Raw genomic sequence first — 22,010 nt, 5'->3', positions numbered from 1 at the left:
CTCAGCGAGCGGCGTAGTTCGGCGCCTCGACCGTCATCGTGATGTCGTGCGGGTGGCTCTCCTTGAGCCCCGCCGCGGTGATCCGGACGAGCTGGGCCTGCTGGAGCTCGGGGATCGTCTGCGCCCCGGCGTAGCCCATCCCGGACCGCAGGCCGCCGACGAGCTGGTGCACCACGGACTGCAGCGGGCCGCGGAACGGGATCCGCCCCTCGATGCCCTCGGGGACCAGCTTGTCCTCGCTGAGCACGTCGTCCTGCGCGTAGCGGTCCTTGGAGTAGGACTTGGCGGTGCCGCGGGACTGCATGGCGCCGAGCGAGCCCATGCCGCGGTAGGTCTTGAACTGCTTGCCGCCGACGAAGATCAGCTCGCCCGGGGACTCCCCGGTACCGGCCAACAGGCTGCCCAGCATCACCGTCGACGCGCCGGCCGCGATGGCCTTCGAGATGTCGCCGGAGTACTGGATCCCGCCGTCGGCGATCACCGGGACGCCGGCGGGCGCGCAGGCCCTGGAGGCCTCGTAGACCGCCGTGATCTGCGGCGCGCCCACTCCCGCGACCACGCGGGTGGTGCAGATCGAGCCCGGCCCCACGCCGACCTTCACCGCGTCCGCCCCGGCCTCGACCAGGGCCTGGGCCCCGGCGTAGGTCGCCACGTTGCCGCCGACGACGTCGACCGACTCGCCGACCTCGGCCCGCAGCTTCGCGACGGTCTCCAGCACGCGCCGGGAGTGCCCGTGCGCGGTGTCGACCATCAGCACGTCCACGCCGGCGTCGACCAGGCCCATGGCGCGGGCGTACGCGTCCTCGCCGACGCCGACCGCGGCGCCGACGACCAGCCGCCCGTCGGGGTCCTTGGTGGCCAGCGGGTACTTTTCGGTCTTGTTGAAGTCCTTGATCGTGATCAGGCCGCGGAGCACGCCGTCGCCGTCGATGATCGGGAGCTTCTCGAGCTTGTGCCGGCGCAGCAGGCCCAGCGCGGCCTCCGCGGTGACCCCGACCCGCGCGGTGATCAGCGGGGCCCTGGTCATCACCTCGTGCACGGGGCGCTGGTGGTCCACCTCGAACCGCATGTCCCGGTTGGTGATGATCCCGACGAGCGTGCCCTCGGAGTCCGTGACCGGCAGGCCGGAGATGCGGTACTTGCCGCACAGCGCGTCGACCTCGGCGAGGGTGGCGTCGGGCGAGCAGGTCACCGGGTCGGTCACCATGCCGGCCTCGGACCGCTTGACGACCTCGACCTGGGTCGCCTGCTCCTCGGCGGAGAGGTTGCGGTGCAGCACCCCGAGGCCGCCGGCACGGGCCATGGCGATCGCCATCCGCGCCTCGGTCACGGTGTCCATCGGGGAGGACACCAGGGGCACCCGGATCCGCACCCGGCGGGAGAGCTGCGTGCTCGTGTCGACGGTGCTCGGGACGACGTCGGACTCCGCGGGGAGCAGCAGCACGTCGTCGAAGGTGAGGCCGAGCATCGCGAACTTCGGCGGCAGCCCGTTGATCTCGCTCGTCATGGCTGGTCGTGCACCCTTCACCGGACGTCCCAGGCGGCCCGCTCGCGGCTCGGGTGGACCACCGTCGCAGACGTCCATGGTATCCGGGCCGGCGGGTGCCTCCGGTCCGCCGTGGGGAGTTGCCCGACACACCCTGGTCGGCGCGTCCGGGCGGCTCCCGTCCCCAGGCCCGGCGAGTTGTCCACAGGCCTGTGGGTGGGCCGGTGGACAGCGTCGCTCCCGCCCGGCAGGACGCGGTACGGTGTGGACGTGGTGTTCGACGGCCTGCCCCCCGACCCCTTCGCGGGCGATCCCTACGACCCTGCCCTCTCGCTCGACGAGGGCGGGGCGGAGGAGCACGAGGAGCTGACCGAGGAGGAGCGCGAGGAGGTCGTGGCCGACCTCGCCGACCTCGCCGTGTACCAGGCGCTGCTCGAGCACCGCGGCATCCGCGGGATCCTCGTCGACTGCGCGGACTGCGGCGAGCAGCACTTCCACGAGTGGAACCTGTTGCGCTCGAGCCTGCAACAGCTGCTGGACGAGGGGCAGATGCGCCCGCACGAGCCGGCCTTCGACCCGGACCCGGTGCACTACGTCACGTGGGAGTACTGCCGCGGTTACGCCGACGCCGCGCTCAACGAGGACTGACCCGGGCGACCGGGACCCGACGCGGCGAAGGCCCCCGACCGGATCGGTCGGGGGCCTTCGCGCGTACGGCCTCAGCTGGTCGTCGTGGTCGTCGGCTCCGTGGTGGGCGCGGCCGAGGTGGTCGTGCCCATCGACGTGGTCGTCGTCCCGCCCGGGGTCGTGCTGCCCGGGGTCGTACCGCCCGGGGTCGTCGACGACGACGTCGGGGTCGGGGTGTCCTGTCCGCCCTCGGCGCTCGGGGGCGCGGGCGTGCCCGACGAGCTCGGCGGCGTGGAGCCGCTCGGTGACGGCGGGGCCGGGACGACGGCGATCCGCGGGTCGGTGGGGCTCGCGGGCCCACCGCTCGACGGCGACGGCACCGTCCCGGGGTTCGACGAGGGCGTCGTGCTCGTCGACTCCGAGGGCGGCACGGCCGGCTGCTGGCCCTGGTCCTCGTCACCCTCGGTGACCGGCGCCTGCGGCCTCGGCGTGCCGTTGCGCAGCGGGGCCTGCGGGTCGGTCGGCTGGCCGCCCGGCGTCTCCTGCACCTTCTGCTCGAGGAAGGTCTGCTCGGCGGCGAGGTAGGTCTTGCCCTCCTCCGGCCGGACCTGGTCGAGCAGCGGCTCCATCGCGGCGAGGTCCCGCTGCGCCCCGGTGGTGTCGCCGCGCTCGAGCTTGGCGTTCACCTCCTCGATGCGCTGCTTCACCTCGACCGCCGCGAGCTTGGAGTTCGCCGCGTCCTTGTAGAGGACCTGCGTGACCCCGAAGAGCGGGCTGCCCGGGTCGGCGTCCTGCGCCCCGATCGAGACGCCCGCGATGCTGAAGACCAGCAGCGCGGCCGCTCCGGCGAGCGGGATCAGGTGCCGGCGGCGCGACGACGGCCGCGTGACCGAACCGGACTCGACCGCCGCCACCGCGGTGTCGAGGTCGACCAGTTCGGGGATCGGCTCGGCGTCGACGTCGGCCTTCCAGGCGGCCAGCATCGCGACGACCCGGTCGTCGGCGTCGTACCCGCCGTGGCCGGGGGCCGAGACGGTCATGCCGGCGGCGAGGGCGTTGATCAGCTCGTCGTCCGCCTGGACGGCGACCAGGTCCAACGGCTCGTCGGCGAACTCGGCGTCCTCGGTGTCCTCGACGCGGGGACCACCGCGCCCGGCCACCGGGAAGGGGATCGGCCGGCCCGGCACGCCGCGGGGACCGCCGTGGTGACCGTTGGTCCCGTTCGTGCCGTTGGGGGGGCGGCCGAAGGGAGTGCCGCCCCTGTCGTCACGGTCGGACATTCAGACCACCTCCTCCTCGGGCATGGTCTTGCGCAGCCGGGCGAGCGCCCGGTGCTGGGCCACGCGGACGGCCCCGGGGGTGGAGCCGACGGCCTGCGCCGTCTCCTCCGCGCTGAGTCCCACGACCACGCGCAGGACGATGATCTCGCGTTGCTTCTCGGGAAGCTGGTCGAGCAGCCGCGACATCTGCTCGGACAGCTCCACGCGCAGCGCCCGCTGCTCGGGGCCGTCCCCGGACTCGGCGGAGTCCGGCACGTCCGCCACCGGTTCCGACCGGTTGCGTCCCGCCGCACGGTGCGCGTCGATCACCTTGTGCGACGCGATCCCGTAGACGAAGGCCAGGAACGGGCGTCCCTGGACGCGATAGCCGGGCAAGGCCGTCAGCACGGCCAGACACACCTCCTGCGCGACGTCGTCCGCCGAGACGGACGACCGGTCCGTCCCGCCGAGGCGCGCGCGGCAGTACCGCACGACCAACGGCCGGATGGTGGCCAGTACACGTTCGACCGCTCCGCGGTCACCTGCCATCGCAGATGCCACCAGCTCGTCGAGAACGTCTGTCGGTTCACTCATCGCGCAGAGTCGTCCAGGCGTTACGCAGCATGTTCGTCATCATCCGTTCGGTGAGGCCGACTACGGAGAGTGCCGAATCGGGATCTCAGTGCCGACCACCGTAGCGAAGCCCCCGGAGCGTCCGGGAACCGCTCTCACGAGTGAGGACGGATGACAGGCTGCCAGGTTGCGGTCCGCGCAGGTCACGACGACGACGGGTCGGACGGCGTCGGCGAGCGGTCGACTGGGTGCGTGAGACGGACGCGGTGCGTCACGGACGGAACACGGTCGAGTCGGTCACACGCGGCGACCGACGGTCGAGCCGGACCGGTCGCGCGGCGGGGGCGGGCCGCGCGACGGGGGCAGTGCGGCGGGGGCCGGGCCACGGGGCTGGGCGACGAGGCTGGGCGACGAGGGCAGGCGCGCCGGCTCGCCCCCCGGGACGACGTCACGGGTCGCGGCGGACCCGGCGGGGCGCTCGTGCGGTGCGGAGCGCGCGGCGGGACGGACCCGGCCGGTGCGTGGCTGCGCTGCGACAGCCACGGCCCTCGGCCGCGTCGTCCGTCCGGTCGCTCCCACCCGGAGCAGGTCCGGGTGTGTCGTGCGGTACTGCGTGGGGGCTCCGCCGGGACCCGTGCGGGTCGGCGGGACCCGGGGTCAGGACACCAGGCCGCGGCGGAAGCCGTGCGCGACGGCCTGGGCGCGGTCGCGGACGCCGAGCTTGCGGAACAGCCGGCGGGCGTGGGTCTTCACGGTGTCCTCGGACAGGTAGAGCTCGCGGCCGATCTGGCCGTTGCTCTTGCCCTGGCTCATCCCCCGCAACACCTGCAGCTCGCGCTCGGTGAGCTGCACGCCCGGGTCGGCGGGCGCCCGCGGCGTGGGCACCGCGGTGGAGGCGAGGGTGTGGGCGAGGGCGGCCACCAGCTCGGGCCGGGAGGCGTCCCAGCGGAGGTAGCCCCGCGCCCCGCCGGCGATGGCCGCGGCGATGCTGCCCGCGTCGTCCGGGGCGCCGAAGACGATGACGTTCGCCTGCGGGTGGGCCGCCACCAGACGCCTGGTGGCCTCCACCCCGGTGGGCACCGCGCGCTGGGTGCCGACCAGGACGACGTCCACCGGCTGCCGGGAGAACCGGGCCAGCAACTCGTCCCCATGGGCGACGCAATCGATCCGGTGCACCCCCGGCACCGCGGACATCACGCGGGTGAGACCTTCGCGGACGCTGCGACGATCGTCGCAGATGAGTACCGTCGTCACGACGATTCCTTCCTGCAGCTTCCTGCAGCCGGGTGATGTGTCACCCTCCGCATCGGCGGGTGACCGGACCACCTTGACACGATCAGGGCGACTTTGTGCCCTCCATTCGGGACCTCTGCGCCGAACGGCACTCGTCATGTGGGTGATCGAGGACCGAATGGAGTAATCACACTACCGCGAGCCGCTCGTCCCTCTGACGCGGCTCCCCCTGTCAGGGGGCGCCCCGCTCGCTCGGACCGGGCACGGATGACGCTCACCGTCGCCGCCTCGGCGTGTCGCCGCCGCAGCACTCCGCTCGGCGCACCGATCGTCGATCGGAGCAACTGATCCGGCCGCCGATCGTGTGGTTCCGGAACCCCGGACGGTAGGCCCGGCGGTCGCGCCGCGGCGCCGGGCGGCCCGCCGTCCGGGACGGTCCGTCGACGCCCGCCGCCGGCCCCGTTCCGGGCACCCGGGAACCGGTGGGCGTTCCGGTGCCGGGGGTCGCGCCGGGAGCCTCGAGCGCCCGCTCGGGAAGGTGCGGCGAGGGGGACGCGACGACGGCCGCGTGGGCCCGCTCGACGGTCGCGGCGGCGTCGGCCCGATCGAGAGGGGCCGCCCACGCGCGGGGGAGGCCACCCCGTCGTCCGCGAGGGCACCGAGGGCACCAGGGCACCGAGGGACCGAGGGCCTTTCCCGTGCGGCCGCCCTCCGCGCCGCCTCCCCCGCCCCGTCGGCGACGCCCACGAGAGCGCGACCACGCGGCGCGGAGCCGGGACATCGGCAGATGCCTCCGCGAGCCGGTGTGCCCGACCCGCGGACCGCCCGGACCGCCGTCGACGACGACGCGTCACGATCTCCGCGGGCCGGCGCGAGCTCCCGGTGCACCCCTGCCGCCCGGACCGCCGGGCGAAGGCGCTGCGACGCGTCGGCAGGGTCCGCCGGCTTCCCGGCACGGAGTGCATCCGTGCTGTTCAGCAGCCGTCCCGACCGGTCGGTGCGCCCTATCCGAGCGCGTCGGCCGCGAGCCCGCCGAGCGCGTCCACCCGCGCCGTGAACAGGTCCGCCCCGGGTTCGCCGGCCCGTCGGGCCGGACCGTCGGAGTGCGGGGCGGGAAGCGGCCGGACCGAGCACACCGGGGCGTCGGGGAGGAGCGGGTCGGCCCGGTGCGGAGGCCCGCCCCGGGGCGTCGGGCCCCACCGGCCCCGTCGCTGCGGGGAAGACCGAGGAACTTCCTGCGCGCACTCCGGGGCCGACCGTCCCTCGTCGCCGGGGCGCGTCCCGCCCGGCCCGCGACGAGGGCCGCCGCCTGCCCCGCGGGGCCGTTCGGCGAGCACGTGGCCGGCTCCGCCGCGGAGCTGCGAGGCGCGGCGACGAGCGTGTGCGCGCCCAGCTCCACGGCACCCGTGGGTCCCGCAGGAGTCCTTCCGGGAGGGCCGCCGCGGCGGCGCGGCGGCGCCCGCCCGCCGACGGCTACCACGGCCGCCCACCGCACGGCGGGCCCCGCTCGTCGACCCTTCCGACCCGCACGCCCGGGTGGTATCCGTGGCGGCCTCACTCACGTGGCGGTCGTCCATGCGGACAGGTCCGTTCAGGGGGCAGTGACGGGCGGCTACACCCACACGTACTAGTCGGTGTGGGTGATGCCGGCCAGGTCCGCCAGCGCGTCGGCCGCCGAGGTCAACGACTGGAGGCGTTCGAGGCGCGGCGGCAGGGCGACCCGGCCCCAGCCCGGCCCTGCGGCAAACGAGCGGAACCGGGGCCGGGTACGGGGTAGCGCGGTGAACAGTCCGGGGTCGGCAGTACCCGGCGCCTGCGCCCACAGCACCACCGCCGCGGGTGCGGTCCGCCGCACGGCCGCCACCAGCGCGTCGAGCGGGAGGTCGGGACCCAGCGGGCGGTACGCCACCCCGCGCTCGGCCAGCACGGCACCGAGGACCGCGAGCGGCAGGTGGTGCCATTCGCCCGGCGCCCCGGCCAGCAGGACCGGTCGGGCGTCCGTCCCCGGTCGGGGCGCGGCCAGCGACCGCGCGCCGTACACGGCGCTCACGGCCTCGCTGACCAGATGCTCGATCTCCACGCCGGCCCCGGTCGACTCCCAGCGCTCGGCGACCGCGCACAGCACCGGCCGCACGACGTCGTTCCAGGCCCGGACCAGTCCGTCGGCGGCAATGGCCTCGTCGAGGAGTCGGCGCACCGCGGGGGCGTCCATCGACAGGGCCGCCCGGCCGACCCCACGGGCCCGCCGGCCCGCACCGGGCAACCGCAGTACGCGCCCGCCGACGCGCACCCGCGCACCGAGATCGAGATCGTCGTCCGACGCGTGGCCCGCGAGCAGCAGCGGGCTGCCCGCCCCCACTCCGGGCTGCGTCGTCGCGGGTTCCGGGGCCCGTGTGCCGGGCACCCCCACGGGCCGCCCGGCGCCCGGTGCGGGCAGCGGCACGGCCAGGGCGTGTCGCGCGGCCTCGGCCGGCGTCGCCCCCTGGAGGAGCGCCTGCTGCATCAGTTCGAGGCGAGCGACGTCGGCGGCCCCGTAACGCCGGTGGGCGCCCGGGGTGTGCGCCGAGGGGCCGAGGCCGTAGCGCCGGTCCCAGGTCCGCAGCGTCGCCGGGGCCACGCCGAGTCGCCGTGCGACGGCCGCGACCGTCAACCGAGGGGTGTCATCGCCCCCGGGCGGGGTATCCGCCATCCGTCCCTCCGGCGCGCCCGGCTCGTCCGCCCCGCGCCCGGCCCGCTCCTTGCGCGGGACCGCGGCGGGATCGGGGGCGCGCTCCGGCACCGGCTGCGGGGTCACCCGCCCATCGTCGGCGCTCACCCCGCGTGGGGCAACCGGGGCCCGATTTTCTGAACCCATCTCTTGAACAAGGTTTGGCGCGTTTCTATGCTGGGCACCTCGTTGCCGAGCAACGACCTTCGCTTCGAACGGGTGGGTGATGAGGGTGGCGGACATCAGGCGGCTCCCGGGGCCGGTCTCCGACGTCTGGGACTGGCAGATGCAGGGCGCGTGCCGCGGGATGGACAGCTCGTTCTTCTTCCATCCCGAGGGCGAGCGCGGTCCGGCGCGGGTGAACCGCGAGACGCGGGCCAAGGAGATCTGCGCGAGCTGCCCGGTGTTGGAGATGTGCCGGCGGCACGCACTGGCGGTGCAGGAGCCCTACGGCGTGTGGGGCGGCCTCTCGGAGCACGACCGGGAGGCGATCATCCGCGGCCGTGACCGCAGGCTCCGGATCACCGACGAGAAGGGCGTCCGGCACGCCTGACCCGACCGGCACGGCCCGTCGGAGCGCCCGAGAACGCCGAAGGGCGGGTGGCCGCCGAGGCCACCCGCCCTTCGCGTGCGTACTACCGGGTCAGTGCCCGTGCCCGTGACCGGCCGCCGGGGCCGGCTTCTCGTCCTCGGGCTTGTCGACCACGGCGCTCTCGGTGGTGAGCACCATGCGCGCGATCGACGCGGCGTTGACCACGGCGTTGCGCGTGACCTTGACCGGGTCGATGACGCCGTCGGCCAGCAGGTCCGAGTAGGACAGCGTGGCGGCGTTGAAGCCCTTGCCCCACTCCTGCTCGGCGACCTTGGCGGTGACGACCGCGCCCTCGACGCCGCCGTTGGCGGCGATCCAGTACAGCGGGGCGGTCAGCGCGCGGCGGACGATCGCGACACCGGTCGCCTCGTCACCGGGGGGCGTCAGCTCCTCGAGCGCGGCGGCCGCCTGGACCAGCGCCGAGCCCCCGCCGGGGACGATGCCCTCCTCGACCGCGGCGCGGGTGGCGGAGACGGCGTCCTCGATGCGGTGCTTGCGCTCCTTGAGGGCGGTCTCGGTGGCCGCACCGGCCTTGATGACCGCGACGCCGCCGGACAGCTTGGCCAGCCGCTCCTGCAGCTTCTCGCGGTCCCAGTCGGAGTCGGTGGACTCGATCTCGCCCTTGATCTGGGCGACCCGGCCCTGGATGTCGTCGGCCTTGCCGGCACCCTCGACGATCGTCGTGGCGTCCTTGGTGACGACCACCCGGCGGGCCTTGCCCAGCAGGTCCAGCCCGGCCTCGGACAGCTTGAGCCCGACCTCCGGATTGATCACGGTGCCGCCGGTGGCGATCGCGAGGTCGTCCATGAACGCCTTGCGGCGGTCGCCGAAGAACGGCGACTTGACCGCGGCGACCTTGACGGTCTTGCGGATCGAGTTGACGACCAGGGTCGACAGGGCCTCGCCCTCGACGTCCTCGGCGACGATCAGCAGCGGCTTGCCCTCGCCCAGCACCTTCTCCAGCAGCGGGAGCAGGTCCTGGATCGAGCTGATCTTGTCGCGGTGCAGGAGGATGTAGGCGTCCTCGAGGACGGCCTCCATGCTCTCCGCGTCGGTGACGAAGTACGGCGACAGGTAGCCCTTGTCGAACTGCAGGCCCTCGGTGATCTCCAGCTCGGTGGCGAGCGTGGAGCCCTCCTCGACCGTGATCACGCCGTCGTTGCCCACGGAGCCGATCGCGTCGGCGATCAGCCGGCCGATCTCCTCCTCGCGGGAGGCGATGGTGCCGACCTGCGCGATGTGCTCGGCGCCGTTGACCGGGATGGCCTTCTGCAGCAGCCACTCCGAGACCCGGTCCGCGGCGGCGGCGATGCCACGGCCGAGTGCGGTCGGGTTGGCGCCGGCGGCCACGTTGCGCAGGCCCTCGCGGACCAGCGCCTGGGCGAGCACGGTGGCGGTGGTGGTGCCGTCACCCGCGACGTCGTTCGTCTTGGTGGCGACGGTCTTGGCGAGCTGCGCCCCGAGGTTCTCGTACGGGTCCTCGAGGTCGATCTCGCGGGCGATGGTCACGCCGTCGTTGGTGACGGTCGGACCACCGAACTTCTTGTCGATGACGACGTGCCGGCCGCGCGGGCCGAGCGTCACCTTCACGGCGTCGGCGAGCTGGTTCACACCGCGCTCGAGCGCGCGCCGGGTGTCCTCGTCGAAGCTGATCTGCTTCGGCATCAGTGCCTCTCGTTCCTGGTCAGGAGAAGGGAACCGCCCCGGGGCCGCCGCGCCGTTCTCGACGGGGGGCCGCCGGGGCGGGTTCACTCACGCGGGAGTCGTCAGTTGACGACCGCGAGCACGTCGCGCGCGGAGAGGATCAGGTACTCCTCGCCGTTGTACTTGACCTCGGTGCCGCCGTACTTCGAGTAGATCACGACGTCGCCCACGGCCACGTCGAGCGGAACGCGGTTGCCGTTGTCGTCGATCCGGCCCGGGCCGACCGCGAGGACCTTGCCCTCCTGCGGCTTCTCCTTGGCCGTGTCCGGGATGACGATGCCGGAGGCCGTGGTGGTCTCCGCCTCGCTGGCCTGGACGACGATCTTGTCCTCGAGCGGCTTGATGTTCGCCACGATGACCTCCCCTTCCTGGGGTATCTGTCCGTAGTAACCGTCCACCGACAGTCGACCAGGGGCCCCGCCGTCGCGGGTGCCGGGGCAACCCGACCTGAACTGTGCGGTTGGCACTCTACCCATGAGAGTGCCAACCCTTCAACGGGCCCGCCCCCCGGGCGCGGACGTAGGGTTCGCGGCATGCCGACTGTGGGAGAACTCGAGGTCTCGCCCCTGTGTCTCGGGGCCAACGTCTTCGGCTGGACCGCCGACGCCGACACCTCGTTCGCGGTGCTCGACGCCTTCGCCGGGGCGGGCGGCACGTTCGTCGACACCGCGGACTCGTACATGTTCCGGGTTCCCGGCAACAGCGGCGGCGAATCCGAGACGATCATCGGGGAGTGGATGGCCGCGCGCGGGAACCGGGACGCGATGGTGATCGCGACGAAGGTGGGCTCGCTGCCGCAGCGCGCGGGTCTGGGCGGGGAGAACATCAAGGCCGCCTGCGAGGACTCCCTGCGCCGGCTGCGCACCGACCACATCGACCTGTACTACGCGCACAAGGACGACCCCGACACCGCGCAGGAGGAGACGCTCGACGCCTTCGACGCGCTGGTCCGGGAGGGCAAGGTCCGCCAGGTCGGGGCGTCGAACTTCGCGGCCGAGCGGCTGCGCTCGGCGCTGGAGATCTCCGACCGGGACGGCCTGGTGCGCTTCACCGCGCTGCAGCCGCACTACAACCTGATGGAGCGCGCCGGGTTCGAGTCCGCGCTGCAGGACCTGCTGCGCTCCGAGGACATCGCCTGCCTGCCGTACTACGCGCTGGCGAAGGGCTTCTTGACCGGCAAGTACCGCGGCGAGCGGGTCGACAGCGTGCGGGCCGAGGGCGCCTCGGCGTACCTCGAGGACCCGCGCGGGCGGGCGGTGCTCGCGGTGCTCGACGAGATCGCCGCGGGCCACGAGGTCCCGGTCCCGGCCGTCGCGCTGGCGTGGCTGGCCGCGCAGGACACCGTCGCCGCGCCGATCGCCTCCGCCCGGACCCTCGAGCAGCTGCACGACCTGCTGCCGATGCTCACCCTCCGGTTGACCGACGACGAACTGCGCCTCCTCTCCCACGTGAGCAGCTGACGCGACCGGCCCGGCGCGCCGCGGCCCCCGAGCGGAACCGCGGCGTACGCTGGCCCCCCGTGACGACGTCCGCCGACCGGACCGACCGGACCTCCCGGCGTCAGGTCGACAAGGTCGAGGAGCGCCGCCGGCAGCTGGCCGACGGCGCACTCCAGACCCTGTCCGAACGCGGCTACGCGCGCACGAGCCTGCGCGAGATCGCGCAGAACACCGAGTTCAGCCACGGCACGCTGCACTACTACTTCCGCGACAAGGTCGAGCTGATCATGTACTGCGTGCGCCGGTACAAGGCCGTGTGCGTGCAGCGGTACGACGCGATCGTCACCGACTCGGCGACGCCCGAGGGCCTGGCCGCGGACTTCGCCGAGGGTCTCGCCGCGACCTGCCGCGACGAGGCGCCCCTGCACCGGCTCTGGTACGACCTGCGCTCGCAGTCGCTGTTCGAGGAGTCATTCCGGCCGGACGTGGCCGAGATCGACCAGAGCCTGGAGCGGATGGTCTGGCGGATCGTCCGGCGCTACGCCGAGCTGGCCGGCCGGAAGCCGACCTGCAGCCCGGTCTTGGCCTACGCGACCGTCGACGGGCTGTTCCAGCAGGCCCTGCTCCGCCACCTGTCCGGCTCCGAGCTCGCCCTCGACGACCTCCGCGCGGGCGCCCGCCACCTGCTCGGCCGCCTCGCCTGCGCCTGACGGCGTCCGTGTGCGGTCGGCGGGGCTCCCGCACCACCGACCCAGGACGGGCGGCGTCAGCCGCGGACCAGGACCTCGGTGACGGGGAGGCCGGAGTCGGCGGGGAGGTCGAGGTCGGAGGGTGCGGCGCCGACGTGCAGCAGGTGGGCGCCGAGCGCGGCGACCATCGCGCCGTTGTCCGTGCACAGGGCCGGACGGGGGACCCGCAGCCGCAGGCCCGCCGCGGTGCAGCGCTCCTCGGCCAGCGCGCGCAGCCGTGAGTTGGCCGCGACGCCGCCGCCGAGCAGGACGGTGTCCATGCCGTACTCCTGCGCGGCCTTCACCGTCTTCACGGTGAGGACGTCCGTCACCGCCTCCTGGAACGACGCCGCAACGTCCGCGACCGGGACCGGCGTCCCCGCCCGCTCCAGCGCCTCGACGTGCCGGGCCACGGCGGTCTTGAGCCCGGAGAAGGAGAAGTCGAACTTCGCGTCCCGCGGGCCGGTGAGCCCGCGGGGGAATCCGATCGCGGCCGGGTCGCCGTCGCGCGCGGCCTTGTCGATCCACGGGCCGCCGGGGAAGGGCAGCCCGAGCAGCCGGGCGACCTTGTCGAAGGCCTCGCCGGCGGCGTCGTCGATCGTGGCGCCGAGCGGGGTGACCGGCCCGGCGAGGTCCGGCACCGCGAGCAGGCTGGAGTGCCCGCCGGAGACCAGCAGCGCGAGCGCCGGCGGCAACGGACCGTGCTGCACGGTGTCGACGGCGACGTGCGCGGCCAGGTGGTTCACCCCGTACAGCGGGACCTCCCACGCCGCCGCGTAGGCCTTGGCCGCCGCGACCCCGACCAGCAACGCACCGGCGAGCCCGGGGCCTGCGGTGACGGCCACGGCGTCGACGTCCGAGCCCTTCAGCCCGGCCGTCGCCAGCGCCCGGTGCACGGCCGGCACCATCGCCTGCAGGTGCGCCCGGGAGGCGACCTCGGGGACGACGCCGCCGAACCGGGCGTGCTCCTCGACGCTCGACGCGATCTCGTTCGCCAGCAGCTCGGCGACCCCCGCGTCGGACATCCGGACGATCCCCACGCCGGTCTCGTCGCAGGAGGTCTCGACACCGAGAACGATCGTCACCGGGGGTCCCTCTTCATCGTGTAGGCGTCGGCCCCGCTGGGCCGGTAGTACCGCTTGCGCAGCCCGACGACGGCGAACCCGGTCGTCTCGTAGAGCCCGATGGCGGGCTCGTTGTCCGTCCGGACCTCGAGGAAGACGGTCGCGTGCAGCTCGTCGGCGACCTGCAGCAGCGCGTCGAGCAGCCGGCGGCCGATCCCCCGGCCCCGGTGCGCGGGGTCGACCCCGATGGTGTGCACCTCGGCCTCGGCCTGCGGTGGGCCCGCGGTGACGCCGAGCCCGGCGTAGCCGACGAGCTCGCCGTCGAGCCGGGCGGCGAAGTACGGCAGGCCGCGGGAGACCTCGTCGCGGAAGGACTGGGCGCTCCACGGGTCGTCGCCGGGGAAGAGGATCTTCTCCAGCTCGGCGCAGCGCGGCGCGTCGGCGCGGTAGAGGGGACCGATCGTGACGGTCCCGGTGTCGGTCACGTGTGCACCTTCTTCCGCTCCCCGGGCGGGACGGCGTCGGGTCGGCGCAGGTAGAGGGGCTCGAGCGGGCCGGGGTCGCGGCCGGCGTCCAGGGCCGGGGCGGCCGCGGCGACCAGCCCGGCGGGCACCGGGCCGGCCGGCTCGCGCACGGGCAGCTCGAACCGGTCGGCCATCCTGCCGGCCGCGGCGACCAGGTGCAGCCCGTCGAGCCGCTCGGCCACCGAGTCGGGGCCCTCGACGGTCGGGCCGGTCAGCCGGGCCCCCTCGGCCTCGTAGGCCGCCCAGTACACCTCGCGGCGCCGCGCGTCCGTGGCGACCAGCAGGTTCCCGGTGAGCTTCCCGGGCAGCACGACCGCCTGGGCGATCGCGTCGAGCGAGCAGACCCCGTGCACCGGGACGTCGAGGGCGTCGCCCAGCGAGGCGGCGGTGACCATCCCGACCCGCAGGCCGGTGAAGGGCCCCGGACCGGCGCCGACGACGATCGCCTCCACGTCGCGCAGCCGGATCCCGGCGTCGGCGCAGGCGCCCTGCACACCGGGCATGAGCAGCTCACCGTGTTTGCGGGCGTCGTGCGCGACCCGGACGCCGAGTTCGGTGACGCGCGCGCCCGGGCCGTCGGTCAGCCGCACGATCCCGGCGGTGACGGCGGGCGTGGCGGTGTCCAGGGCCAGCACGAGCACGTCACCGAGCCTACGAGCGTCGCTCCCCGGCACCGTCCCCGGGCCGCCTACCAGTCCTGCAGCAGCGCGGGCAGCTCCGCCAGGCGACGGATCACCCCGTCGGGCTCGACGTCGACCGGGACCCGCTGCGCCTCCGGGATGTCGCTGTGCGGCACCAGGACCGCCCGCATGCCGACGCCCTTGGCCCCGCTGATGTCGTCGTACGGGCGGTCGCCGACGTAGACGCAGCGGGTCGGGTCCTCGACCCCGACGGCGGCCATCGCGGCGCGGAAGGCCTCCGGGTGCGGCTTGGTGTGGACCAGGTCGCTGCTCCAGGTCACGCCGTCGAACAGGTGCAGCACCCGGTCCCGGCGCAGCCACTCCTCGTGCCACTCGCCCGGCCACATCGTGGAGGACAGCACCCCGAGCCGCAGCCCGCGATCGCGCAGCTGCTGCAGCATCGGGGCGGCCTCGGGGTCGGTGTGCGTGGCCTGCACCCAGAACTCGCGGTAGGCCTCGAGCGCGGTGCCGTGCAGCTCGGAGGTCTCGTCGACCGCGGCGTCGGCCAGCACGTGCGCGAGGTGGAAGGCCCGGGCCCCGTCCTTGACCGCGGCCCAGCGGGCGGTGTCGGCCTCGGCGAGGGCGGTGGCGACCTCGCGGGCCCGCTCCGGCTCGCCGGCGTGCAGGACCTCGGTGTAGGCCCGCCAGCCGGCGTGGAAGTCCATGGTGCGCCACGGCGTGAGCGTGCCGCCCCAGTCGAAGAGGACCGCGTCGATCACGCTCCGCTCACCCGACCCGCTCCGCGCGCGCGACCCGGACGTCGTCCGCCCGCCGCTCGAGGTGGACCAGGACGTGCTTCTCCGCCAGGCGCTCCGCCACGCCCTCGCCCCATTCCACCGCGACGACGGCCTCGGTGAGGTCGGTGTCCAGGTCCAGGTCGTCGAGCTCCGCGGCGACCGAGGCGACCGCGCCGAGCCGGTAGGCGTCGACGTGCACGAGCGGCACGCCGGGCCCGCCCGGCAACGGCCGGTGCTCCCGGGCGATGACGAAGGTCGGCGACGTCACCGGGCCGGCGACCTGCAGCCCGCGGGCCAGGCCCCGGACGAGCGCGGTCTTGCCCGCGCCGAGCGGCCCGGACAGGACCACCAGGTCACCCGCCGCGAGCTGGCGGCCCAGCTCCTCGCCGAAGGCCTCCGTGTCGGCCGGCTCCGGCAGCTCGATCGGCTCGTCCCACGTCATGCTCGCCTCCACCTGCGTCGCGTCGGGACCCGCGAGGCCGCCCGCCGCACCAGTTCCGCCAGCGCCTCCTGGACCTCCCCGGACCGCTCCAGCAGCGGCAGGTGCCCGACGCCCTCCAGCTCCAGCAGCTCGGCCTTCGGCAGCTCGGCGACGATCCGCTCGCTGTGCGAGTACGGGATGACCTGGTCCTTCGTCCCCGCGACGACCACCACCTCGCACCCGGCCAGCGCGGGCAGCGCCGCCAGCCGGTCGTGCGTGCCGAGGGTGTCGGCGAAGTCGGTGAGCGCGTCGAGCGCGTTGGCGCTGATCATGGTGTCGACGAGGTCGACGAGGGCGGGGTCGACGCGGCGGTCGCCGAACGCGAAGTGCCGGGTGAAGTTCCAGACGATGTCGCCGAGGGCCTTGCGCGTGCCCTCCACGAACCGCGGCTGCACCCGGGCGAGCGCACCGAGCCCGCGGGTGAGCGGGTTGTGCCGGGAGAGCAGGGTGCCCGGCAGGCCGGCGCTGCCCATCTCGCCCGCCGAGGTCGACACGAACCCCACGCCCTGCACCCGCGACTCGAACAGCTCCGGCTGCTGCTCGGCGAGGGCCATCAGCGTCATGCCGCCCATCGAGTGCCCGATCAGCACCAGCGGGCCGTCGGGAGCCAGGGCGCGGACGACCGAGTCCAGGTCGTGGCCGAGCTGCTCGAGGGTGCAGCTCTCCCGCGGCGCGCGTTGGGAACGGCCGTGGCTGCGCTGGTCGTAGAGCACGGTGCGCACGGACGGGTCCGCGAGCAGCGGGAACGCCTCGCGTTGGAAGTGCCACGTCCGGCGGTCGAGGGCGAACCCGTGCACCAGCACGACGGTGAGCGCCGGCTCGCCGGTGCGGGACGGCAGCTCCTCGCAGGCCAGCCGGATGCCGTCCTCGGTCATCACGGACGACGACGTCGCCGACGGCTCCGCGCCCGGCTGCCGGCCGCCGGAGTCGAGCTCGCCCGCGAGGCGGCGGCGCTCCTTGGCGATCTCGTGCCGCTTGTGGCTCGCCACCCCGATCCCGACGGCCGCACCCGCGGCGCCCACGACGCCGCCCGCGACCCCGAGGACCTGCCACAGCGTCGGGCCCGGCACGCTCATTCCCCCGTGCCGAGGTGGGTACGACGGACCCGGGCGCCGTGCACGCCGGTCGCGATCTCGTAGTGGATGGTGCCCAGCTCGGTGGCCCAGTCCTGGGCGGTGGGCCCGCCGCCGGCGCCCGCACCGAAGAGGACCGCCGTGTCGCCCTCGCGGACCTCGTCCGCGCCGCAGTCGACCACCACCTGGTCCATGCAGACCCGGCCGACCACCGGACGGACCCTGCCCGCGAGATGGACGCGCATCCGGCCGTGCGCGTTGAGCCGCCGGGGCACCCCGTCCGCGTACCCGACCGGGACCAGCGCCAGGGTGGTCTCGTGCGGGGTCGTCCACTCGTGGCCGTACGACACGCCTTCCCCCGCGGGAACCCGCTTGACCAGCGCGACCCGCGCCCGGAACTCCATCGCCGGGCGCAGCGGCGACTCCTCGACCGGCCGGTCCAGCGGGTCCAGCCCGTAGACGGCGATGCCGGGCCGGACGAGGTCGAGGTGCAGGTCGGGGCGGGTGAGGGTGGCCGCGGAGTTGGCGAGGTGCCGCAGCGGGGCGAAACCGCGCCCGCGGGCGAGCTCCCAGGCCGCGTCCAGCCGCGCGAGCTGGACGTCGATCACCGGGTGGTGCGGCCGGTCGGCGTGCGCGAGGTGCGACCAGACGGCGACCACCTCCGCCTCGTCGCCCGCCTTCTCCACCGCGTCGAGCAGCTCGGGCCAGTCGGCCGGCTGGCAGCCGTTCCGGGACAACCCGGTGTCGATCTTGAGGTGCAGCCGGGCGGGACGGCCCACGCGCCGCGCGGCGTCGAGCACCCCGGCGAGGTGCCGCACGGAGGAGACCGAGAGGTCGACGTCCGCGGCGACGGCCGGGGCGAAGTCCTCGTCCGGCAGGTGCAGCCAGGACAGCACGGGCGCGGTGATGCCGGCCTCGCGCAGCTCCAGGGCCTCCTCGATCGTGCACACCCCGAGCCAGGTGGCACCGGCGGCCAGCGCGGCCCGTCCGACCTCGACCGCACCGTGCCCGTACCCGTCGGCCTTGACCACCGCCATGGTCTGCGCACCCGACTCCCGCGCCGCCCCCGACAGCAGCGCGACGTTCTGCCGGATCGCCCCGAGATCGACGACCGCCTCGGCCCGCGGCCGGTCCGCAACGCGCGGTGTTCCGGCCGGCTGGGCCGTTCCGGTGGGCGGGGCCGTTCCGGTGGGCGGGGCCGTTCCGGTGGGCGGGGCCGTTCCGGTGGGCGGGGCCGTTCCGGGGAGCGAGGACACGCCCGCATTCTGACATCCGCCCCCGACCGGAGCTGTATCGATCACGGCCGCGAAGTCCGGCTCCCCCGGCCGGACGCCTGTCCCGGGGGAAGCCCCGTAGCGAACCGGCGCACTCGGCGGCGAGACTGCCTCACGATCACCAAGCCCGTGCACCCACGGCAGCCAGCGGAGCCCTGTCTGCACCGAACCGGCGATCACGACGAGCGGCAACCTCACACCCCCAGCGCCGCCTTCCGCACCTCCCGGATCGCGGCGGGGATGGCCGCCTGCAGGGTGGAGGCGGGGGCGGGGACGCCCGGCTCCCCGCCCGCCCGCACGGAGGCGAGGGTCGCGGCGCGCGAGTGGACGAACGCGGCGCAGCCCGCGGCCCACCACGGCTCCAACCCGGCCGCGAGCAGCGCGCCGACGAGTCCGGTGAGGACGTCGCCGGAGCCGGCGGTCGCGGCCCACGCGTTCGCCGAGGTGTTGACCAGCGTCCGGCCGTCCGGGTCGGCGACCACCGTCGCGTTGCCCTTGAGCAGCACGGTGACGCCGAGTTCGGCCGCGGCCCGGCGCGCGGCGGCGATCCGGTCCGCGCCGACGTCGCCGGCGATCCGGGCGAACTCGCCGGCGTGCGGCGTGAGCACGACCGGTCGGCCCCGCACCGCCCGGCGCAGGTCCTCGTGCCGGCCGAGCAGGGTGACGCCGTCCGCGTCGATGCAGGTCGGGACGTCCCGTTCGAGGACCCCGGACAGCAGGTCGTACCCGGCGTCGTCCGTGCCGATCCCGGGGCCGGTCGCCCAGGCCTGGGTGCGCCCGGCCGTCGCGAGGTCGTCGGTGCCGACCACCTCGGGCCAGTGCGAGCGGACGACGTCGGCGGCGGTCCCGGCGAACCGCACCATGCCGCTGGTCGCGAGCACGGCCGACCCGGTGGCCAGCACGGCCGCGCCCGGATAGGTGGCCGAGCCGGCCGCCACCCCCACCACACCCTGCGAGTACTTGTCGTCCGTCGGCCCGGGGACCGGCCAGCGCCGGCCGACGTCCGCGGCGTCGAGGACCGAGGCGTGCGGCTCGGGCAGCTCCGGCGCGAGTCCGATGTCGACGAGCACGGTCTCCCCGCACCGCGGGCGGGCGAGCACGTGCACCGGCTTGCGTGCGCCGAACGTGACGGTCAGCGCGGCCGCGACGGCGGCCCCCTCCGTCGCTCCGGTGTCGGCGTCGACCCCGCTGGGCAGGTCGACGGCCACGATCGGCACCCCGGCCGTCCCCGCGGCCTCGACCAGCGCCCCGGCCGGTTCGCGCAGCGCACCCGTGCCGGAGATCCCCACGATCCCGTCCACGACGACGTCGGCGCCGGTCACGGCCGCGCGCGCCGCCGGGTCCTCCGCCGCCAGCACCCGGCCGCGGGCGCGGCGCAGCGCGGCGAGCCCGGCGGGGTGGGCGCGGTCCGGGGCGAGCAGGACGGCGGTGACGGTCAGCCCCCCGCGCCGCAGCTCGGCCCCGGCCCAGAGCGCGTCGCCGCCGTTGTTGCCGGCCCCCACCAGCACCGTCACCCGGCGGCCGGCGCTGCGCCCGTGCCGCTCGCCGAGGTAGCGGCGGACGGCGAGGGCGAGCCCGTGGGCCGCGCGGCGCATCAGCACCCCGTCCGGCAGCCGGGCGAGGAGCACCTCCTCGGTCTCGCGGATCTGCTGCGCGGTCCACACACCCTGCATGGCCCGCACGCTAGCCGCGGCGACCGGCGGCTACACCTCGTTGATGTCGAACCGGACGTCGCTGCCCTCGACCGCGGTCACCTTCGCCACGACGTCGAAGGTGCGCTGCGGGACCACGACGTGGCAGGTCAGCGTGGCCCCCACGGTCGCGTCGAGGCCCGACGGGCAGTCGACCGAGTCCGGCGCGGTCTGCAGCTGCTCCTGCACCACGCGGGTGATCTCGGACTTCACGTCCTCGCTCGAGACCGACATGCTGCACGCGCTGAGGCCCAGGAGCAGGCCCCCGGCGGCGGCCAGCGTGCCGATGGTACGTGCGGTCCTGGCGTTCATCGTCTGTCCTCCCGGATGGGTGCCGGAGCGTTTCCGGCCTGGTCAGAACGCTAGGGACGCGCGCTGCGCGGGACAGGAGTGGTGCCACCACACCCGCTGCTCGCGCTGGCCACCCCGCGGCGGGCGGGCTGCCCGGTCCGGTGGTGGTCGGCCGACGCCACTGGGCGGGGGTGATCGGGCGACGGTACGGTTCCGCTGTGAGCCGGACCAGCACGTTCACCCGTCCTCCCGAGCTGCGGAACGCCAAGGACGCGCTGGAGCGGCTGTCCCGGCCGGGCCCCGACGAGGTGCTGCGCGGCGACCTCGGGCTCGTCGGCATCCCCGGCGTGGTGTTCGCCCCGGCCGAGGGCCTCGGTCTGCCCGCCGTCGCGTTCGGACACGACTGGATGCAGCCGGTCTCCCGCTACGCCGACCTGCTGCGCCACCTCGCGTCCTGGGGCATCGTCGCCGCGGCGCCCGGCTCCCAGGGCAGCCCGCTGCCGAGCGTGGCCCGGTTCTCCGCCGACCTGCGGACCACGCTCGACGTCTGCGCCGGCGTCCGGCTCGGCGACGGCCGGATCAGCGTGGACTCGCGGCGGACCGCGCTCGCCGGGCACGGGATCGGTGCGGGCGCGGCGCTGCTGGCGGCGGCCGGACACCCCAAGGTCGCGGCGGTGGTGGCGATCGCGGCGTCGCAGACCCGTCCGTCGCCGGTCGAGGCGGCCAGGGCGATCTCGGTGCCGTCGCTGCACGTCGTCGCGGGCAAGGACACGGTGGCGCCGATCGCGGGCCACGCGGAGCAGATCGCCGCCGCCTGCGCCGGCCCCACCTGGGTGCGCCGGCTGCCGAAGTCCGGGCACACGGACTTCCTCGAGGGCCTGCACTGGTCCGACCTGGTGCTCTCGGGCGGGCCGGACGCGAAGACCCGGCGCATCACGCGCGCGCTGGTCACCGCCTTCCTGCTCAAGGAGCTGTGCGGCGAGGACCGGGTCGACGCGCTCGTCGACGGCAAGGTGCCGGGCACCGTGCTGGACGATCCCGCCGCCTGAGCGATTCGCGATCGCGAACGGTCGCGGCGGACGGCACCGCCCTCGGGGTGCGGCGGCCCCATCCTGTCCGGGTGCGCCCGGACCTCGATCTCGACCCCGACGGCCTCGCCGCGGCCACCGCCCACGCCGCCGCCCTGGGGCTGGACCTCGACGACCTGGCGCGGGCCCTGCGGCACCCCGGGCCGGCCGCCGACGAGCGCCGGGAGATCGGCCGCGTCGTCGCCGGCGCGGCGCACGAGATGACGGCCGCGGCCCGCACCTTCCGAGAGGTCGCGGGAGCGGTGCGGCGCGCGGAGCTCGACGCGGTGTCCGCCGCCGACGGCGTCGTCGGTGAGCGGTGAGCCGCCGGGACGACGGGCTCGACGTCGTGGTCGAGCGGCTGAGCACCGCCGCCGCCGATGCCGCCCGGGTCGCCCGCGCGGTGCGGGCGAGCTGGTGGGACGCCCGCGGGGTCGAGTTCGCCGAGCGGATCGCGCTCGTCGGTCGGGAGCTGGAGCGGCAGGCGGACGCGGTCGCCGAACTCGCGCGGGGGCTCGCGCCGTCGCCCGCCGAGCACGCCACCGGCCCGACCACGGGTCCGGTGCTGCCGGGCACGGGCGGGCGGCGGATCGGTGAGGCGCGGGGCGTGCGGCTCCCGCTGCTCGACGACGAACCGGAAGGGCCCTGAACAGCGGCCCGGCCCGCGTGCTGCCGGGCCCGGCCCAGGGGCCGGGCCGTCGCGGGGTGGCGGGCGGTCCCCCTGGTGCCGGGCGACGTGCCGGGCGACGTGCCGGGGCGACGTGCCGGGGCGGCGGGCCG

At 75.2% G+C, this 22,010-nt stretch carries 23 protein-coding genes; 7 read left to right on the top strand and 16 right to left on the bottom strand.

The window, feature by feature from the left end; genetic code table 11:
- Position 1: 1 nt before the first annotated feature.
- A complete protein-coding gene (gene guaB, locus ACL02T_RS18640; protein ID WP_412831984.1) occupies positions 2-1,507 on the bottom strand; it encodes an IMP dehydrogenase in 1,506 nt (501 codons plus the stop codon).
- 249 nt (positions 1,508-1,756) lie between these two features.
- Here guaB and ACL02T_RS18635 point away from each other — a divergent pair, with 249 nt between their 5' ends.
- Positions 1,757-2,134 (top strand): DUF5319 family protein, encoded by a 378-nt coding sequence (locus ACL02T_RS18635; RefSeq protein WP_412831983.1) that lies wholly within the window; start codon positions 1,757-1,759, stop codon positions 2,132-2,134.
- A gap of 71 nt (positions 2,135-2,205) precedes the next feature.
- Here the strand turns inward: ACL02T_RS18635 and ACL02T_RS18630 are convergent, their stop codons facing one another.
- The 4 genes from ACL02T_RS18630 to ACL02T_RS18615 form a co-directional block, all read right to left on the bottom strand.
- Positions 2,206-3,393: an anti-sigma-D factor RsdA gene (locus ACL02T_RS18630; RefSeq protein ID WP_412831982.1), complete on the bottom strand. Its 1,188-nt coding sequence runs from the start codon at positions 3,391-3,393 to the stop codon at positions 2,206-2,208.
- The gene (locus ACL02T_RS18625; protein ID WP_412831981.1) at positions 3,394-3,966 is read right to left on the bottom strand and encodes a sigma-70 family RNA polymerase sigma factor; all 573 of its coding nucleotides are present in this window, start codon (positions 3,964-3,966) and stop codon (positions 3,394-3,396) included.
- Between the two features lie 636 nt (positions 3,967-4,602).
- Positions 4,603-5,199, bottom strand: a complete 597-nt coding sequence (locus ACL02T_RS18620) for a response regulator transcription factor (protein WP_037046231.1) — start codon at positions 5,197-5,199, stop codon at positions 4,603-4,605.
- A gap of 1,606 nt (positions 5,200-6,805) precedes the next feature.
- Positions 6,806-7,972 (bottom strand): MerR family transcriptional regulator, encoded by a 1,167-nt coding sequence (locus ACL02T_RS18615; protein ID WP_412831980.1) that lies wholly within the window; start codon positions 7,970-7,972, stop codon positions 6,806-6,808.
- 145 nt (positions 7,973-8,117) lie between these two features.
- Here ACL02T_RS18615 and ACL02T_RS18610 point away from each other — a divergent pair, with 145 nt between their 5' ends.
- The gene (locus tag ACL02T_RS18610) at positions 8,118-8,438 is read left to right on the top strand and encodes a WhiB family transcriptional regulator (protein ID WP_412831979.1); all 321 of its coding nucleotides are present in this window, start codon (positions 8,118-8,120) and stop codon (positions 8,436-8,438) included.
- Positions 8,439-8,528: 90 nt separating this feature from the next.
- Here ACL02T_RS18610 and groL read toward each other — a convergent pair whose 3' ends face one another.
- Both groL and groES read right to left on the bottom strand, forming a co-directional pair.
- On the bottom strand, positions 8,529-10,142 hold the full coding sequence (gene groL, locus ACL02T_RS18605; RefSeq protein WP_412831978.1) for a chaperonin GroEL: 1,614 nt from the start codon (positions 10,140-10,142) through the stop codon (positions 8,529-8,531).
- 101 nt (positions 10,143-10,243) lie between these two features.
- Positions 10,244-10,537: a co-chaperone GroES gene (gene groES / locus ACL02T_RS18600; RefSeq protein WP_093077482.1), complete on the bottom strand. Its 294-nt coding sequence runs from the start codon at positions 10,535-10,537 to the stop codon at positions 10,244-10,246.
- Positions 10,538-10,714: 177 nt separating this feature from the next.
- Here groES and ACL02T_RS18595 point away from each other — a divergent pair, with 177 nt between their 5' ends.
- The gene (locus tag ACL02T_RS18595; protein ID WP_412831977.1) at positions 10,715-11,641 is read left to right on the top strand and encodes an aldo/keto reductase; all 927 of its coding nucleotides are present in this window, start codon (positions 10,715-10,717) and stop codon (positions 11,639-11,641) included.
- A 59-nt stretch (positions 11,642-11,700) separates the two neighbouring features.
- Positions 11,701-12,330 carry a TetR/AcrR family transcriptional regulator gene (locus tag ACL02T_RS18590; protein WP_412831976.1) on the top strand — a complete coding sequence of 210 codons (630 nt, stop codon included), beginning with the start codon at positions 11,701-11,703 and terminating at the stop codon, positions 12,328-12,330.
- A 56-nt stretch (positions 12,331-12,386) separates the two neighbouring features.
- Here ACL02T_RS18590 and tsaD read toward each other — a convergent pair whose 3' ends face one another.
- From tsaD to ACL02T_RS18545, 9 genes are all read right to left on the bottom strand, one after another.
- Complete coding sequence (gene tsaD, locus ACL02T_RS18585) at positions 12,387-13,433, bottom strand: tRNA (adenosine(37)-N6)-threonylcarbamoyltransferase complex transferase subunit TsaD (RefSeq protein ID WP_412831975.1); 1,047 nt, start codon at positions 13,431-13,433, stop codon at positions 12,387-12,389.
- A complete protein-coding gene (gene rimI, locus ACL02T_RS18580; RefSeq protein ID WP_412831974.1) occupies positions 13,430-13,897 on the bottom strand; it encodes a ribosomal protein S18-alanine N-acetyltransferase in 468 nt (155 codons plus the stop codon). The genes tsaD and rimI overlap by 4 nt, the downstream gene beginning before the upstream one ends.
- Positions 13,894-14,577, bottom strand: coding sequence for a tRNA (adenosine(37)-N6)-threonylcarbamoyltransferase complex dimerization subunit type 1 TsaB (gene tsaB, locus ACL02T_RS18575; protein ID WP_412831973.1), 684 nt, complete (start codon positions 14,575-14,577; stop codon positions 13,894-13,896). The genes rimI and tsaB overlap by 4 nt, the downstream gene beginning before the upstream one ends.
- A gap of 47 nt (positions 14,578-14,624) precedes the next feature.
- The gene (locus ACL02T_RS18570; protein WP_412831972.1) at positions 14,625-15,335 is read right to left on the bottom strand and encodes an HAD family hydrolase; all 711 of its coding nucleotides are present in this window, start codon (positions 15,333-15,335) and stop codon (positions 14,625-14,627) included.
- Positions 15,336-15,342: 7 nt separating this feature from the next.
- Entirely contained in the window at positions 15,343-15,795 is a 453-nt protein-coding gene (gene tsaE / locus ACL02T_RS18565) for a tRNA (adenosine(37)-N6)-threonylcarbamoyltransferase complex ATPase subunit type 1 TsaE (RefSeq protein ID WP_412831971.1), read from the bottom strand.
- Complete coding sequence (locus ACL02T_RS18560) at positions 15,792-16,910, bottom strand: alpha/beta fold hydrolase (protein WP_412831970.1); 1,119 nt, start codon at positions 16,908-16,910, stop codon at positions 15,792-15,794. The genes tsaE and ACL02T_RS18560 overlap by 4 nt, the downstream gene beginning before the upstream one ends.
- Complete coding sequence (gene alr, locus ACL02T_RS18555; RefSeq protein WP_412831969.1) at positions 16,907-18,163, bottom strand: alanine racemase; 1,257 nt, start codon at positions 18,161-18,163, stop codon at positions 16,907-16,909. Before alr ends, ACL02T_RS18560 begins: the two co-directional genes overlap by 4 nt.
- A gap of 212 nt (positions 18,164-18,375) precedes the next feature.
- Positions 18,376-19,854 (bottom strand): NAD(P)H-hydrate dehydratase, encoded by a 1,479-nt coding sequence (locus ACL02T_RS18550; RefSeq protein WP_412831968.1) that lies wholly within the window; start codon positions 19,852-19,854, stop codon positions 18,376-18,378.
- Positions 19,855-19,884: 30 nt separating this feature from the next.
- Positions 19,885-20,184: a DUF4333 domain-containing protein gene (locus tag ACL02T_RS18545; protein WP_412831967.1), complete on the bottom strand. Its 300-nt coding sequence runs from the start codon at positions 20,182-20,184 to the stop codon at positions 19,885-19,887.
- Between the two features lie 197 nt (positions 20,185-20,381).
- Between ACL02T_RS18545 and ACL02T_RS18540 the strand changes: the two genes are divergently transcribed.
- The 3 genes from ACL02T_RS18540 to ACL02T_RS18530 all read left to right on the top strand — a co-directional run bounded on the left by ACL02T_RS18540 (position 20,382) and on the right by ACL02T_RS18530 (position 21,879).
- Positions 20,382-21,212 (top strand): poly(ethylene terephthalate) hydrolase family protein, encoded by an 831-nt coding sequence (locus tag ACL02T_RS18540; RefSeq protein ID WP_412831966.1) that lies wholly within the window; start codon positions 20,382-20,384, stop codon positions 21,210-21,212.
- A gap of 71 nt (positions 21,213-21,283) precedes the next feature.
- Positions 21,284-21,553, top strand: a complete 270-nt coding sequence (locus ACL02T_RS18535; RefSeq protein ID WP_412831965.1) for a hypothetical protein — start codon at positions 21,284-21,286, stop codon at positions 21,551-21,553.
- Positions 21,550-21,879: a hypothetical protein gene (locus ACL02T_RS18530; RefSeq protein ID WP_412831964.1), complete on the top strand. Its 330-nt coding sequence runs from the start codon at positions 21,550-21,552 to the stop codon at positions 21,877-21,879. Before ACL02T_RS18535 ends, ACL02T_RS18530 begins: the two co-directional genes overlap by 4 nt.
- Positions 21,880-22,010 lie beyond the last annotated feature (131 nt).

It is taken from the genome of Pseudonocardia oceanicola (assembly GCF_047200735.1).
Taxonomy (GTDB): Bacteria; Actinomycetota; Actinomycetes; order Mycobacteriales; family Pseudonocardiaceae; genus Pseudonocardia.
The sequence above is the reverse complement of the archived record's forward strand: the minus strand, read 5'-3'. Positions and strand labels throughout refer to the sequence as shown.

Coding starts and splice junctions, on each gene's coding strand:
- ACL02T_RS18625 (WP_412831981.1), bottom strand. CDS start 3,966: ATGAGTGAACCGACAGACGTTCTCGACGAGCTGGTGGCATCTGCGATG.
- tsaE (WP_412831971.1), bottom strand. CDS start 15,795: ATGACGTGGGACGAGCCGATCGAGCTGCCGGAGCCGGCCGACACGGAG.
- groL (WP_412831978.1), bottom strand. CDS start 10,142: ATGCCGAAGCAGATCAGCTTCGACGAGGACACCCGGCGCGCGCTCGAG.
- ACL02T_RS18630 (WP_412831982.1), bottom strand. CDS start 3,393: ATGTCCGACCGTGACGACAGGGGCGGCACTCCCTTCGGCCGCCCCCCC.
- ACL02T_RS18560 (WP_412831970.1), bottom strand. CDS start 16,910: ATGAGCGTGCCGGGCCCGACGCTGTGGCAGGTCCTCGGGGTCGCGGGC.
- guaB (WP_412831984.1), bottom strand. CDS start 1,507: ATGACGAGCGAGATCAACGGGCTGCCGCCGAAGTTCGCGATGCTCGGC.
- ACL02T_RS18595 (WP_412831977.1), top strand. CDS start 10,715: ATGCCGACTGTGGGAGAACTCGAGGTCTCGCCCCTGTGTCTCGGGGCC.
- ACL02T_RS18550 (WP_412831968.1), bottom strand. CDS start 19,854: ATGCAGGGTGTGTGGACCGCGCAGCAGATCCGCGAGACCGAGGAGGTG.
- ACL02T_RS18545 (WP_412831967.1), bottom strand. CDS start 20,184: ATGAACGCCAGGACCGCACGTACCATCGGCACGCTGGCCGCCGCCGGG.